Source organism: Actinomadura monticuli (genome assembly GCF_041463655.1).
Taxonomy (GTDB): Bacteria; Actinomycetota; Actinomycetes; order Streptosporangiales; family Streptosporangiaceae; genus Spirillospora; species Spirillospora monticuli.
Map to the genome: position 1 here is coordinate 17,213 of NZ_JAXCEI010000019.1, position 13,952 is coordinate 31,164.

Consider the following 13,952-nt stretch of genomic DNA (forward strand, 5'->3'; position numbering starts at 1 on the left):
TGGAATGACCATTCGCCTCAGCTCGCTCACCCATGAGACATTAGCGACGGGTGTCGGGAATGACGGTGACGTCGCCGTAACAAGAGGAAGCGGCGCCGGTGAGTGTGAACACGAGCCCACCAGCAATCTCGACATCGCCAGCGTCGAACGGCTCGCGGAGGCCCTCGACGCATACCGCGGCGCACTGCTCGTCGTCAGCCACGACTTCACGTTCCTCGACCGGATCGGCGTCGACACCGTAGTCGAGCTCGGCGAGGGCGGCCGCATGAGGCAACGCCGAGACCTGGACGACTGACCGCCTCAAACCGGCCCCGACGAGACGCCCTGGGCGCGCAGGCACTCGGCGCGGCCAGGAGGAGCCGAAGCGCCGGTCGCCCAGCCCGCCCCACCGCGCCCGACGGCGTTCGCGAGGAACCTCGGCGAGCCGGCTGGGAATTGCAGAGCCGACCGGCCCCGGGACCTTCACCCTGCCCGAGCGGCGCGCTACCTGCCACGAACCCAGCCGCCCCGTGCATATTCCCACACATATTCCTACTCGTCCCGGATCATTGTTGCTCCTTCGAGGCGGACGAGACTGGGCCGGTGGGATGCGAAGTCGAGCAAGATGAAGTGAATCTTTCGAAGAAAGTTGACATTCGCCTCCTACCTCCAGTAATGAACGCGCTCCGGTGCGGTGACGCTGCCGCGGAAGCGCGCTCTGGAGCATTCGACAACTTCCTCGTCCTCCTGAACTATGGGCAACCGCACGGCGTCTCACAGGAAGACCTCACGACTCGCGGAAGGGGTGCCGACCATGCGGTCCCTCTGCCCGGAGACCGGACGGAATCGCCTGTTCGCCGCGGCCATGTCGGTGCGGCCGGTCTGGGGTCGGCGCATGGGCCAGGGGTTGCGAGCGGCCTGTCGCAAGCAGTGATCACGGTGACTCGAAAGGGCGCCGTGAAGACTCCAACTGGAGGAGGTCGGGTTGGTGAGCTCGTCGGACTCTTACGGGTGGTCGGACGCCGCCCCTTTCCCGGACCCGCTCGACCCGCTCGACCCGGTCTCCATCGGCAGGTGGGAACTCCTCGGCCGGCTCGGCCAGGGCGGCATGGGCGTGGTCTATCTGGGGCGGGATCCGGACGGGCGGCGAGGCGCCGTCAAGGTGATCAGCCCGCAACTGACCGACGACCCGCATTATTCCGCGCGTTTCGACTCGGAGGTGGCCTACGCGAGGCGCGTCGCGTCCTTCTGCACCGCGCGCGTGCTCGACCACGGAAATACCGGCGGGCTCGCCTACCTGGTCACCGATTACATCGAGGGGGCGTCCCTCGCCGGGTACATCGAGGCGCACGGCGTGTTCCCGCCGCATGCGCTCCACAGCCTCGCGGCGGGAGTGGCCGCCGCCCTGGTCGCGATCCACGCGGTCAGCCTGGTCCACCGAGACCTCAAGCCGGGCAACGTCCTGCTCGCAGCCGACGGACCACGCGTGATCGACTTCGGTATCGCGCGGGCCTTGGACGCGCACCTCCCCATCACCCAGCCGGGCAACGTCATCGGCACCGCCGGCTATGTCGCGCCCGAGTTCGCGTTCGAGGGACGGGTCGGCACGGCCGGTGACATCTTCGCCTGGGGGCCCTCGTCGCTTACGCCGCGACCGGGCGCAACCCGTTCGGTTCCGGCACGCTGCAGGTACTGGCCGTCCGGGCGAAGCAGGCCCAGTACGACCTGACAGGTGTGCCGCACGAGCTCGTGCCCATCGTCGAGTCGGCGCTGGATCCCGACCCGGCTCGGCGGCCGACCGCCGAGAACCTGCTCGTCCGGCTCGTGGGTGAGCTGACTCCGCACGAGGCGACCACCGAACTCATCCGCCGTCGATGGCTCCCCGGGCCGTCCTCCACGGCGACGGCCGCGCGCCCGCCCGAGGACGGCTCCCCCGACTCTTCAGCGGAGCCGCCGTCCGGCGGAGCATCGGAAACCCGTCGGGAGAAGGCGGGACCGCGTGCATCGAAACACGCGAAAGCAGCCACGTCACTCCCCGGTGGGCTCGGCTCACGGGTCGTTCGGTACGGCCGCCGGAATGCCCGGGTCACCGTATCTGCTCTCGTATTGCTCGCCCTGGCGGCAGGGTTCCTGCTGGCGCAGGAGTCATTCCGCTCGTCGAGCGGCGGGGAGCACCCCGGTGAACAGCAGGCATTCTGGCCGCCGGGCGACATCGCGCGCTTCGGCACAAAAGAAGACCAACCCGGTACGGGCTACAAAGAGACCTCGTACTCGGAACGCTCCGGGCTGGACGTCGCCATCGCGAACATGGTCGCCGGCGCGCTCGGCAAGAGGGCCGAGTTCAAACCTTTGAGCTCCAGCCAGCGCGCGACTGCGTTCATCGGAAACAATGAGGGCAACGTGGACTTCATCGTCTCCACGTATTCGATCACCCAGAAACGGATGGACAACGAGGGCAAGGACTTCATCGGTCCATACGCTGTGACCGGCACCGGGTTCCTGCTGCGCCGGGGCCACCCCAGGCTGCAAGACGTGTCCGACCTCCAGGCGATGAAGGTGTGCACCTGGGGCGGCACCACGTCAGAGGAGATCCTGAAAAGAACGGAAGGGCAACTCTTCAACTCGCCGAGCAGTGCCAGTGAGTGCGTGGACAAACTCAGGAGAGGCGAAGTCGATGCGGTCTTTTCGGACGAACTGCTCCTGTAGGGCTTCGCGCATCACTCCAACTCGGAACTGGTCGTCGTCCCGGGCGCTTCGGTGAAGGGCTTTTCGGACGAGAAGCAGAGCTGGGGGATTGCGCTGCCCGATGGGCATCGAAAAGAGTGCATGCAAATAAAAGCGGCGCTCCAGAACTATCTCAAGAGCAGCGAGTGGAACGGCGTCTTCAAGAAGAATTTCGGAAACCTGGATAGGGCGCATTTCAAGCCGACCGCGGAACTGGTCGAGAAGTACTCCTGTGTTGATCGACTGCCCGAGGAGGCGCCACAGGCGTCACCGTGACCCCCGCCGACCCCGTGTCACGTCCAACCGCGGCCGACTTCTCGGCCGAGTCAAATCACGTCGGGACGACTCCACGCGCCGGTGGGCACGGGACACCGGCTCACGGCGCGGGATCTCGCAGGTGGCCGGTAGATCCGGCTGGCCTCGCTCATCCCGAGACCCGGACGGTCGTCCGCAGGCGGGAGTCGGCGAGGACGGCCTCCGCGGCGCGGCGTCCCGACACCAAGGCCCCCTGGATGGAGCCGGTGTCGCGGTGGTCGCCGCAGACGTACCGTCCCGGCCGGAGCCGCACCGGCTGCCGCATCCGCAGCGGGGGCGGCATCGCGGGAAGAGCCGCCTCGACGGGATAGGTCCCGATGAGCCGCCATCCGGAGGTGTCGCCGTAGATCTCGGTCAACCGCTCCAGCACGCGTGGTTCGTCCGCATCGAGGCCGAGCACGGACGTCGAGATGAGCGCGCGGCTGTCCGGGGAGTAGCGCGGGGCCGCGTCGGTGAGGACCAGCGTGTCGGTGATGACGCCCTCGGCATCGATGATCTGGATGGGCTCACGCAGCGGCGAGGAAGGGGCCACGTGGTAAAAGGTCGTCACCGCGCGCATGACGGGTGCTTCGACCTCGGGCAGTAGCCGGGCCGCCTGCACGGGGTCGGTGGCGACGACCACGGCGCGGGCCTGGACGGTGGAGCCGTCGCCGGTTCGCACGCCGTCGTGGGTGATCTCCCGGACGGCCGTGTTGAGCGAGATCGTCCCTTCGGGCAGCCGGTCGGCGAGCTGCCGGGGGATGCGGCCCATTCCCAGCGCGGGGAGGGCGATGGTGCCGCGGACGAACGACCGCCAGATCAGGTGAAAGTACCGGCTGGAGGTCTCCAGGTCGCGTTCCAGCAGCACGCCGGACAGGAACGGGCGCAGCAGCCGGTCGATCATCACATCGGACAGGCCCCGCAGCCGGAGTTCGTCGTAGGTGCTCCGCTCGGGACAGTCGCGCAGCCAGGAACCGGAGGCGGCCAGGTCCCGGGCGGTCATCGCCGCCAGCGCCGCCTTGTCGCCGATGGTGCCGATTTCGGCGAGGGCACCGCTCAACGCGTGCTCGGGATGCTTCCATGGCAGCATCACCCGCTCCCGGCGGCCTCGGTGGAACACCAGCAGGCCGGACGAGAACGGCTGGAGGTCCAGAGCCGCGAAGTCCAGGACCTGTTCGGCCTCGGGATAGGCGGTGTTGAAGACCTGGAAACCGCGGTCCAGGCGGAACCCCTCCACCACGTCAGTGCGCACCCGGCCGCCGATCCCGTCGGACGCCTCCAGCATCCGAACCGGCAAACCGGCCTGGTGCAGTCGCACGGCACAGGCCAACCCGGCCAGTCCCGCCCCAACGATGATGACGCTTTCGGGCATCGCTTCCCCTTCCCGGAGCGGCCGTCCCGGCCACCTGCCGCCGGTTTCTCCTGCTCAGCGCGATCGACTCGGCAACATCCGTTCGTGGGGCACCATGCCCCCGTTGTCCGTGGTCACTCCGAGCCTGGCCCCGGCCGGGGGCGCGTGCGGCTCTCGTCGGCCTCGCCGGTCAGCGCGCCGTCTGTGCCCGCGACGGCCCGTGGGCCACACTGGGCGGACGTCCAGGCATCTCGGGGGAGGATGCGCATGGGGACGCACGAGCGCTCGAAGGCCGCGTTCCACTGGCTGTTCGGGGACCAGGTGGGCCCGCACTTCCTGCGGCCCGACACTCAGATCGTCATGATCGAGTCGCGCGGGGTCTTCCGCCGGCGCCGCTTCCACCGTGCCAAGGCGCACCTGCTGCTGTCCGCGATGCGGCACCGCGCGGCCGAACTCGGCGACCGGGTCCGCTACATCCAGGCGGAGACCTACCGCGACGGCCTGAACCAGGCCGTCGGCGACGCGCCCGTGACCGTCCATCACCCCACGTCCCACGCCGCCCTCCGCTTCGTGCAGGGGCTGGAGCAGGTGGAGGTCCTGCCACCGCGCGGCTTCCTCGTGCAACCGGACGCGTTCCGCCTATGGGCGGACTCCGCCGGGCACTTGCGGATGGAGGACTTCTACCGGCACGTGCGCCGAGCCCACGACCTGCTGATGGACGGCGAACAACCCGCAGGCGGGAAGTGGAACCTGGACACCGACAACCGCGAGGCCCCGCCCAAGGACGCCGCCGCACTGCCAGTGCCGGCACCCTACCGGCCGCGCGAAGACGCCATCGATCACAAGGTCAGGGCCGACCTGGACCGGTGGGAGCGGCGCGGAGAGGTAGCGTTCGTCGGCCGGGACGGACCACGCCTGTTCCCCGCCGACCGCGCCGAGGCCCGGCGAGCCCTGCGCGCATTCGTGCGGAAACGCCTGCCCACCTTCGGCCGGTGGGAAGACGCGGTGCTGGCCGAGGACTGGGCCATGAGCCACAGTCTGCTGTCCGCGTCGCTCAACCTCGGGCTGCTGGATCCGGCGGAATGCGTCGAGGCCGCCGAGAACGCCTACCGTGCGGGCGAGGCACCGCTCAACTCCGTCGAGGGCTACGTCCGGCAGGTCGCCGGATGGCGCGAGTACATGTGGAATCTCTACTGGTACCTCGGCCCCCGCTACCGCGAGTCGAACGCCCTGGGGCACCACGCGCCACTGCCGGGCTGGTTCGCCCACCTGGACGCCGACGCCGTGCAGGCGCGCTGCCTGTCAACGACTCTGGCGCAGGTCCGCGACCGGGGCTGGGTGCATCACATACCCCGGTTGATGATCTTGGGCAATCACGCCCTCCAACGCGGCTGGGACCCGGCGGCGGTCACCGACTGGTTCCACCGCTGCTTCGTCGACGGATACGACTGGGTGATGCTCACCAACGTGATCGGCATGTCCCAGTACGCCGACGGCGGCCGCATCACCACCAAGCCGTACGTTTCCGGCGGCGCCTACATCAACGGCATGAGCGACCTGTGCGGCCTCTGCGCCTACCGGCCCACCGAACGCGTCGGCGAGCGGGCCTGCCCCTACACCGCCGGCTACTGGGAGTTCATGCACCGCCACCGCGAACGGCTGGCGCGCAACCACCGCACGGCTCGCGCCGTCAAGCAACTCGACCGCCTCGGCGACCTGGACGACGTGCTGCGCGACGCGCGGCGCCGCGACCCGGACGCGGCACCCTGACCGGCCGAGGCGCCGTGGATCTTCCGGACGGCACATGCCGACGTCAACCCCGATCGGCGGCATCTGCCGAGTCCCGGTCGGATAGCCACCGAGAATGACGTCCAACAACTCGGCGCTTTTCTTAGCCAGGGACTACCGCTCCCTGGCTGAGTAGGTGCGAGGGGTGGACACTGGGGACGTGATCGAACGCCCACGCTTGGGGCAACCACCTCGGTCACTTCCTGCTTGTCGACTTCTGCCGGTTCTCCAGCTGCTGCTCGTGTCGTTGTGGTGTCGAGCGACACGCACGACCTGGCACAGCCCTCCGGAATCACCGCCGCCACCATGCCCTTCGGGCCTTGACGTAGCTGTTTCCGTTGCTGCTGCTGTTGGTCACCGCGTTGGGTTCGCGTTGTGATCCACAGCGCGGCGATGACCACGCACCACGTTGATCTCCGCGCCCGCCACGAAGATGACCGCGCCCAGTTTTCCGGTGTAATCAGTTTCCCCAGTCTTCGTCGTCCAATTCGTCCCAGGTCGGTTGGTCCGTGGGCCGTGTGCCGGGCCGGTGGGGGGATCTGCCGGGGGTGGCGGCGCGGCGGGGCGGCGGTGTGGATGTTGTGGCGGCTGGTTCGTCCAGGCGGGGTTTGAGTTGCCGGTAGCGTTCTTCGGCGTCCTCGACGCTGAGGTCGAGGACGGCGGCGATCTGTTCGAAGCCCATGCCGGCGGCTTGGGCGGTGTTGAGCAGGCGCGCCTCGGTCTGGTCCAGGTTCAGGCGGACCGCGCTGAGCACCAGCAGGGCCGCGGCGACCTCGACCGGCTCGGGACTGTCGCCGGTCCCGTGCTGGGCCCGGTCGCCGGTGTCGATGACGGCGTCGACGGCGTCGCGGTCGGGCATCGGCCGTTCTCTGGACTGCCAGAGGAATTCGTCCACGCCGGTGGCGTGGCGGGGGGTCAGGAAGGCGCGCGCCTGTCGGACGGTATGCGGTGTGGGCGCGGGCAGGCCGACTGACGCGAACACCGGCGAGGAGGGAACGGCGTCCGCGCTTGAGGGCCGCTGTTCGTGGTCGGCCCGGTCCGGCGTGCCGGGAGGGGGCGGCATTTCGAGGTTCGGGTCGCGGGGACCCGGTCTTGGACGGTAATGGGGCTCAACTCCCTGTTCGGAAATCCTGCCAAAGGTCTCGTTCACCACGGGTCGGCCTCGGTCCAGGGCCGCCGGCTCGGGGAGGAGCGGACGACCCTGGACCAACCGGGCGCAGCCCCCAGCGGTGACCGGCCGCTTCTCATTCAAGTCGGACGGCCTGATGGCGGGAAACAGTCAAGGTGTGCACACGCCATCACTTGCGCCGATGACCGCCGCCCGGAACTCGGACGAATCCTGATCCCGTGTTCCTGCGCACCTCCCGAAAAATCTCTTTAGAAAATTGCAAATATTTATGAATTGTCGGATAGAATCAAATTATCCGGCAACGATGACATCCTCGTTCTGAGGCTGTTCCGTCACACCGGCTCGCCCCCGAGAGGGGGAGTCATGCCGAATTCGTACGAGCCTCGCACCAGTGGCCGTCCCGGCGCGGGCTTCCAGCCCGGCCCCGGCTCGCCCGGTCAGCACAAGACCCGGCCGGCCCCGCAGGCGATGATCGTGACCCGCACCAGCGTGGCGTGGTCCGGGATGTGGGCCGTCGCGGTCATCTCGGCCGTCTTCATGGTTGTCGTGGTGAGCAACACCGGCGACACGCGGATCTCCTTCGCCGGCATGAGCGGTGTCCTGCCGCTGGCGCTCGTGCTCCTGGCCGCGATGGCCGCCGGAATCGCGGTCACCCTGATTCTGGGCACCGCCCGGCTCACCCAACTGCGGCCGCTGACCCGCAAGCGCCTCCGATGAGGAACCGGCTCGCCGCTTCGATCGAAATCCAAAAGAAGGTGCCGGCCATGTGGACCACCACCGAACGCCGCACAACGATCAGCCTGTCACCGCCCTCGACTCCACGGCTGCGGCTGCGCCCCGCGGCTCCTTCCGGCTCGGTGCGGACCGCGCTGGACGGCGCCTGGTGGCCCCGCTCGGCCGACCCGGCCGCGGAGCTGCCGGGGCTGATCCTCGCCCTGCAGGACCACGGACCCATCGACGACCACCGTCCCATCACCCACGTCCTGCTCCGGGTCGACGACTGGGCCAGCCGCCCGCGCCGGCTGCGGATCGACGGCCCGGCCGACACCCGGGTGGTGCGGCTGAGCTGGTTCGACTCACTCCCCGCCGGTCTGCTCACCGCGATTCACGCCGACGGGCGGCGCGTCGACCTGCTCACCGTCCCGGTCTCCACGACCCGCGCCGAAGCCGAGGCGGTGATGGAACTGGCGTCCCACCCCGCCAACCACCTGCACACCCCCGGCCTGCTGGCCGCCCTCACCACAGCACCCGGCCGGACGGACCGGCCCGGCGGCCAGAACGCCTCAGAGGACGCCTGGGAATCCGAGGGCGGACGCCTTCGAGGCGACCCGGCGACACGTTGATTCGCCCCGTTGCCCGGCCGGCCCGTCGTGCGGCCGTCCGGGCACGGAACTTCCGCCCCATCTGCGATCGGAGATCGCCATGACCACCTTCACCACCACCACCGCGCCCGCCGCCGCGGATCTCATGCGAGGCCCCGACGAGGTCCGGATGCCCGCCCACCGGCGTCCCGGTCACACCATCGTCGCGCTGTCGGGCGCCCTGGACGGCGCCGCCGCCGCGGCGCTGCGCGAGCACCTGATCGGCGCGTTGCGGCACAGCGGCCGCCTGCTGATACTCGACCTGAGCGCGGTGACGTCCGCCGACACGGCCGGACTGGCCGTGCTGGTCGGCATCCGCCGCCGCGCCGCCGGACTCGGCATCACCCTGCATCTGGCCGCCCCCGGCCCGCAGGTCGCCGCGCTGGTCCGCGGCACCAGGCTCGACCGCGCGCTCATCGTCCTGCCCGCTCGGGCAGTCCGCGCCGGGCTCGCCGCATGACCGCATGGGCGCCGGGCAGCGGCAGGGGACCTCAGTGACCAGCTGAACGGCGCTCGTCCACGATCTTCTCACCCGTGCCGCCGCGCACGGCCCGGTCGATCTGCGGCTGGAACTGTGCGCATCCGGCCGCCTGCTGCTGGGCGAGATCCGCGCCGCCGCATCCGCGCCACCCGGGCCCCCTTCCGGGGCCGCCGGCATCCGTCCGGCCACGCGGACGGCCACGGCATCATTGCCCTGACGTATGGACGCCGGCCCTCCCGCAGGCGCGTCCGGTACGTCCACTCCTTCGCCTGGTGGCCACGGGACCCAGCCGCCGACCAGTGATCCTGTCAGGAAACGACGACGGCGACCGCCGCGATGAGCACGCAGACGATCGCCACCGCGATCACCATGCCGCCGATGAGTCCCATCACCAGCCGAAGGTATTCATTTTTCATGGTCATCGGGCACCCTCTGCCGTCTTTGCCTGGCATGCGCCTCGTCGATGGCGTCCTGGCGGCTGCGGGCCGACCATCGCTTCGGACGCGGCCTGCCGCGCAGGGCCAGCGGAAGCAGTAGCAGGGCCACGCCGGCGACCATGAAGATGGCGCCCACCGCGTGCAGATCGATACCGCTCACCGACCCGGTAACGGCGAAAACGAGAATCGCGCCGACCACGAGGAGGGCGATACCGGCTATCGGCATCACACGCCGCCCTTCGGTGAAATCACATCAATGAACCAGGCGTCTATGCCCATGAGGGGACTCCTTGCACGAGCCGTGAATTCGGTCCAGACGTGCCTTATGGTCATGGACTCGCATGCTCGTTTCAGCACCATTCAACCGCCCCACGGCCGCAGCGGAAACAGCGGATTTCCGAACGTCTCTTCTCTTCAGGAGATGACCGGCCGACGCCACCGGTCGGACCGAGCGAGCCTGCGCACAGAAGCTTCGCGCGGGACGTCCCCGGACCCGAGGAGAGGGCCGCCTTCCGCGCGCGGCGGAACGCCTGGGACCCCGGCGTCCGGCTGGACACCATCGACAGCCCGCACCGGTCACTGGTCCACCCGATCGTCCACTACGTTCGGCGAGCGCAACAGGGAGACCGGCAGGTCGCCGTCCTCATCCCCGAAGTCCAACCGCGCCGATGGCGCTACCGGATCCTGCAGCAGGATCGAGACGTCCCCTGCCGCCGATCGCGCGGACCTCCTCGGCCACTAGCGGCGCGATGAGCTGGGGCGGCATCTCGTGCGCCCGGTCCAGCAACTGTCCCAGCAGCCGCTCACCGAAGCCTTCGCTGCGATCTACCGCTTCCTTCGGCTCGATCAGTTCACCCACACCCGTCTATGTGCCCTCCGGCACGGACGGTAACTCCACGTATCGAGATCGTTAGACGAGACGTTCGTGGACGTAGCACCATCTCCAGGTCGATCCCGGTGCCATGGCGGCGGCGAGCGGATGGTCGGTCTCCTGGTAGTGCGCTCGCGAGTGCCGGCGCGGCGAGTCGTCGGAGCAGGCCACCCAGCCGCAGGTCAGGCACAGCCGCAGCGCCGCCCACCGGTCACCCCGCGCCTCACACGCCGCGCAACCGCGTGATCGTGGCGTGACGGGCGTCAGGCCGTCCAGATGCTCGCAGCGGGGCGCCGAGCCGTTGGGGCTGTGCGGCACGCCCGAGGCCATGGCGTGGACCCTCATCTCGTTGTTCATCAAACCACCCCTTCCGGGCGTCGTGTTGCGTTGTCGCCGGGTCAGTACTCCAGTTCCGGGCGCAGGGGACCGCCGACCGCGTGCAGGTGACGCAGTACCCGGGCGTAGGAGCCCGGCAGGCTCGTCTCGCAGTAGGCGATGTCGTTGCGGGCGCAGAACGCGCGCACGAGGGCTTGGGTGCGGCGCAGGTTGGGGCGCGGCATGGAAGGGAAGAGGTGGTGCTCGATCTGGTAGTTCAGCCCGCCGAGCACGAAGTCGGTGATCCGGCCGCCGCGGATGTTGCGCGCGGTCAGCACCTGCCGGCGCAGGAAGTCGGACCCGTGGTCCCTGCCGAAGATCGGCATGCCCTTGTGGTTGGGGGCGAACGAGCAGCCCAGGTAGAGCCCGAAGAGTCCTTGCTGGAGCAGGAGGAAGCCGATGGCCTGGGCGGGAGCCAGCACCCAGAACAGCACGGTGAGGTACCCGGCGGCATGGACGAGCAGCAGGGCGCCCTCGACCAGCCGGGTCGTTCCCGGGGTGTTCGCCTGGGAGGTCGCGCCCTGCCCGACCACTGCCTGGGCGCTCGCCAGGTGCAGGTGGAACCCTTCCAGGAGCAGCATCGGGAAGAACAGCCAGGCCTGGCGGCGGGCCAGCCACACGCCGGGGGCGCCGCGGGCCTGGGCGTTCTCGCGGGTGAAGGCGATCGCGCCGGCGGCGATGTCGGGATCGCGGCCGACCTGGTTGGGGTGGGCGTGGTGCCGGTTGTGCTTGGCGACCCACCAGCCGTAGCCGAGGCCGACCAGCAGGTTGCCGTGCAGCCGCCCGAGCAGGACGTTGACCCGCTTGGAACCGGAGATCTGCTGGTGGCCCGCGTCGTGGCCGAGGAACGCGGTCTGGGTGAACGCCACCGCCAGGAACGCCGCCACCGCGAGCTGCCACCAGGACGGGCCGACCAGCACGAAAGCGGTCCAGCCGGCGGCGAGGAACAGCAGATTCGTCGCGGCCTTCGCCCAGTTGTAGCCGGGACGCCGGGCCAGCAGGCCGGCCCGTTTCACCTGCCGCGACAGCACCGCGTAGTCGCTGCCTCGGACGCTGCCCGGTCCGCGGGTCTGGTCCGGCGCGCCGCTCCGGGGGCCGCCTGCGGGAAGGATCGCGGTCATGGTCTTCGACTCCTGATAGATGCCCTCCAGTGAGGGACGACCGGTTCGAACGCCACCGGCGGGCTCGGGCGCGTGGAAGGCGCCTACGACCAGTTGAGCCCGATCTTCGGCCTGACCGAACCAGGCAATGCGGGCAAGAGTCATCAGCGGCGGCGATAACCGTCGGCCGGCGACGCGGAGCCCCGGGTGCACGCCGCGATGTACGCTGCTGGAGGGGTCTCGCTGTTTCGGCCCGGAAGGCGGACGACGTGGAACTGCGCCAGCTCCGCTATTTCGTGGCCGTTTCCGAGGAGCTCAATTTCGGGCGCGCGGCGGCCCGCGAGCACATCGTGCAGTCGGCGCTGAGCCAGCAGGTGCAGCGGCTGGAGCGGGAACTGGGCGTGCGCCTGCTCGAGCGCACCACGCACTATGTCGCCCTGACCCCGGCCGGGGCGGCCTTCCTGGTCGAGGCGCGGCAGATCCTCTCCCACGTGGAACGCGCGGCCCAGGTCGCCCGGACCGCGGAGGGCACCGCACCGGCGCTGCGCGTCGGCATCATCGACGCCAGCTACGACTCGATGCCGCAGATCCTGCACGAGGCCCAGGCGCGCTACCCCGAGCTGGTGATCCACCAGGTCGAGACCGGTGTCCCCGAGCAGTACCAGCAGCTCGTCGACGGGCGCCTCGACGTGGGCATCGGCCGCGCCGCACAGGCACCCAGCGGGATCGCCTCACATCTGTTCCGCCAGGACCGTCTCGGAGTCCTGGTACCGCGCGGGCACCGGTTCGCCGACCTGAACGAGGTGCCCGTCGAGGCCCTCGCCCGCGAGCCGCTGCTGCTGGCCGAGGAGATGAAGGCCCCGGAGTTCAACCAGTTCACCGTCGAGATGTGCCGCGCCGCTGGCTTCACCCCGACGGTGCACCAGGGCACCGTCGACAGCATCCGCGCCGCGTCCACCCTGGTCGCCCAGGGCCGCTGCCTGTACTGCGTGCCCTCCTCCTGCATATCCGCCCTCCCGGGAACGATCTGGCGGCCGCTCACCGAACCCGCCTCCTTCTACCCCTGGTCGATCCTGTGGCGCGCCGACGACGACTCCGACCACGTCCGCGCCGTCGTCGCCTGCGCCCGCGGCATGTCCGAACGGCTCCGCTGGCTCGTCACCGCCGGCCAGCCGGCCGGCTGACTCACCGGCCACCGACCCACCGGCCTCCACCCGACCCGCGCGGTGATCGGTCGTGGTGATCGGCTCAGACCGTATCGGCGGTATCCCCTGGCTGCCGCACGGGATTGTCTGTAACCGGGGTCTTCCACACGGCCCGTCCAGGCCCGGACCCCCACCGAGTGGAGCATCCGATGGGAATCCTGATCGCCGTTGTCGTGATCGTGGTGCTGGTGGCGCTGTTGCTGCTCGCGATGGCGGTGCGGATCGTCAAGCAGTACGAGCAGGGGGTGCTGTTCCGGCTCGGCCGGGTCCGCGGCGTCCGCGAGCCCGGCCTGCGGCTGATCATCCCGGTGGTGGACGTGATGCGGCGGGTGACGCTGCGGATCGTCACGATGCCGATCCGGCGCTGTTGAGCCCGCCTCAAGGCGGACCGAGCTTCTAGACGAACCTTGATTGGACGGCTGCCGGGCAACGGTCTTCCGGACCGGTCGAGGCAGGGGCCCCGGTGTGTTCCGCAGGAGCACGGGAACGGGGCTTCTCATTCGCTCCAAGTGAATCCCGCCCGCGCCGGGTGGGAAACAGCCGATCCGCAAAAGGGGTCATCACCGCGGCCGATGACCGCCCAGTTGCTTGAAGCGAGGCCAGATCGACCTGTCCGCCGAACTGATCCGCCTCTTCGAACGCCTCGGCTGGGCCACCGACGTCCACTGGCCCGATCGCGGCCGCCCCGACAAGACGCCGCCGAGCCCGTCCTGACCGAAGTCTTTGCGCGGCCGGGTCGGTTGTGCGGCGACGCACCGGGTAGACCCGAAACGGTACAAAGTAGGGCAATTTGGACCTAGTCGGTGAGGGTTCCTATGACTGGGAGCAAGAGCACGCCGCGCACTCGCATGTCGCGG

Annotated in this window: 17 protein-coding genes and 1 pseudogene; 12 read left to right on the forward strand and 6 right to left on the reverse strand. The window is 69.5% G+C overall.

The genetic code is table 11. The features are described from left to right. Window positions 1-4: 4 nt before the first annotated feature. From SM611_RS31430 to SM611_RS31445, 4 genes are all read left to right on the forward strand, one after another. Entirely contained in the window at window positions 5-295 is a 291-nt protein-coding gene (locus SM611_RS31430) for a P-loop NTPase family protein (protein WP_371953948.1), read from the forward strand. Between the two features lie 672 nt (window positions 296-967). Beyond that, entirely contained in the window at window positions 968-1,708 is a 741-nt protein-coding gene (locus SM611_RS31435) for a serine/threonine-protein kinase (RefSeq protein ID WP_371953949.1), read from the forward strand. 20 nt (window positions 1,709-1,728) lie between these two features. After that, on the forward strand, window positions 1,729-2,685 hold the full coding sequence (locus SM611_RS31440) for a transporter substrate-binding domain-containing protein (protein WP_371953950.1): 957 nt from the start codon (window positions 1,729-1,731) through the stop codon (window positions 2,683-2,685). 51 nt (window positions 2,686-2,736) lie between these two features. Next, window positions 2,737-2,979: a hypothetical protein gene (locus SM611_RS31445; protein ID WP_371953951.1), complete on the forward strand. Its 243-nt coding sequence runs from the start codon at window positions 2,737-2,739 to the stop codon at window positions 2,977-2,979. 148 nt (window positions 2,980-3,127) lie between these two features. Here the strand turns inward: SM611_RS31445 and SM611_RS31450 are convergent, their stop codons facing one another. Further along, a complete protein-coding gene (locus SM611_RS31450) occupies window positions 3,128-4,369 on the reverse strand; it encodes an NAD(P)/FAD-dependent oxidoreductase (RefSeq protein ID WP_371953952.1) in 1,242 nt (413 codons plus the stop codon). Between the two features lie 246 nt (window positions 4,370-4,615). Between SM611_RS31450 and SM611_RS31455 the strand changes: the two genes are divergently transcribed. Then, a complete protein-coding gene (locus SM611_RS31455; RefSeq protein ID WP_371953953.1) occupies window positions 4,616-6,118 on the forward strand; it encodes a cryptochrome/photolyase family protein in 1,503 nt (500 codons plus the stop codon). A 478-nt stretch (window positions 6,119-6,596) separates the two neighbouring features. Here the strand turns inward: SM611_RS31455 and SM611_RS31460 are convergent, their stop codons facing one another. Then, window positions 6,597-7,289 carry a hypothetical protein gene (locus tag SM611_RS31460; RefSeq protein ID WP_371953954.1) on the reverse strand — a complete coding sequence of 231 codons (693 nt, stop codon included), beginning with the start codon at window positions 7,287-7,289 and terminating at the stop codon, window positions 6,597-6,599. A gap of 339 nt (window positions 7,290-7,628) precedes the next feature. On the opposite strand from SM611_RS31460, the gene SM611_RS31465 reads away from it, so the two are divergent. The 3 genes from SM611_RS31465 to SM611_RS31475 all read left to right on the forward strand — a co-directional run bounded on the left by SM611_RS31465 (window position 7,629) and on the right by SM611_RS31475 (window position 9,086). Beyond that, window positions 7,629-7,982: a hypothetical protein gene (locus SM611_RS31465; protein WP_371953955.1), complete on the forward strand. Its 354-nt coding sequence runs from the start codon at window positions 7,629-7,631 to the stop codon at window positions 7,980-7,982. 47 nt (window positions 7,983-8,029) lie between these two features. Then, window positions 8,030-8,608: a DUF5994 family protein gene (locus SM611_RS31470; RefSeq protein ID WP_371953956.1), complete on the forward strand. Its 579-nt coding sequence runs from the start codon at window positions 8,030-8,032 to the stop codon at window positions 8,606-8,608. Window positions 8,609-8,687: 79 nt separating this feature from the next. Then, window positions 8,688-9,086: an STAS domain-containing protein gene (locus SM611_RS31475; RefSeq protein ID WP_371953957.1), complete on the forward strand. Its 399-nt coding sequence runs from the start codon at window positions 8,688-8,690 to the stop codon at window positions 9,084-9,086. Between the two features lie 426 nt (window positions 9,087-9,512). Here the strand turns inward: SM611_RS31475 and SM611_RS31480 are convergent, their stop codons facing one another. Further along, a complete protein-coding gene (locus tag SM611_RS31480) occupies window positions 9,513-9,770 on the reverse strand; it encodes a DUF6458 family protein (protein ID WP_371953958.1) in 258 nt (85 codons plus the stop codon). A gap of 92 nt (window positions 9,771-9,862) precedes the next feature. Here SM611_RS31480 and SM611_RS37655 point away from each other — a divergent pair. After that, a pseudogene (locus tag SM611_RS37655) lies at window positions 9,863-10,183 on the forward strand (hypothetical protein); the annotation flags it as partial. A 4-nt stretch (window positions 10,184-10,187) separates the two neighbouring features. Here the strand turns inward: SM611_RS37655 and SM611_RS31485 are convergent. Genes SM611_RS31485 through SM611_RS31495 form a run of 3 tightly spaced genes read right to left on the reverse strand, consistent with a single transcriptional unit; the run spans window position 10,188 to window position 11,911 of the window. Beyond that, window positions 10,188-10,403, reverse strand: coding sequence for a hypothetical protein (locus tag SM611_RS31485; protein WP_371953959.1), 216 nt, complete (start codon window positions 10,401-10,403; stop codon window positions 10,188-10,190). Between the two features lie 51 nt (window positions 10,404-10,454). Then, window positions 10,455-10,772 carry a UBP-type zinc finger domain-containing protein gene (locus tag SM611_RS31490; protein ID WP_371953960.1) on the reverse strand — a complete coding sequence of 106 codons (318 nt, stop codon included), beginning with the start codon at window positions 10,770-10,772 and terminating at the stop codon, window positions 10,455-10,457. Window positions 10,773-10,813: 41 nt separating this feature from the next. Then, window positions 10,814-11,911 (reverse strand): fatty acid desaturase family protein, encoded by a 1,098-nt coding sequence (locus SM611_RS31495; protein ID WP_371953961.1) that lies wholly within the window; start codon window positions 11,909-11,911, stop codon window positions 10,814-10,816. 248 nt (window positions 11,912-12,159) lie between these two features. Here SM611_RS31495 and SM611_RS31500 point away from each other — a divergent pair, with 248 nt between their 5' ends. From SM611_RS31500 to SM611_RS31510, 3 genes are all read left to right on the forward strand, one after another. Continuing rightward, window positions 12,160-13,074, forward strand: coding sequence for a LysR family transcriptional regulator (locus tag SM611_RS31500; RefSeq protein WP_371953962.1), 915 nt, complete (start codon window positions 12,160-12,162; stop codon window positions 13,072-13,074). Window positions 13,075-13,244: 170 nt separating this feature from the next. After that, window positions 13,245-13,466: an SPFH domain-containing protein gene (locus SM611_RS31505; protein WP_371953963.1), complete on the forward strand. Its 222-nt coding sequence runs from the start codon at window positions 13,245-13,247 to the stop codon at window positions 13,464-13,466. A 217-nt stretch (window positions 13,467-13,683) separates the two neighbouring features. Continuing rightward, entirely contained in the window at window positions 13,684-13,809 is a 126-nt protein-coding gene (locus tag SM611_RS31510; RefSeq protein ID WP_371953964.1) for a hypothetical protein, read from the forward strand. Window positions 13,810-13,952 lie beyond the last annotated feature (143 nt).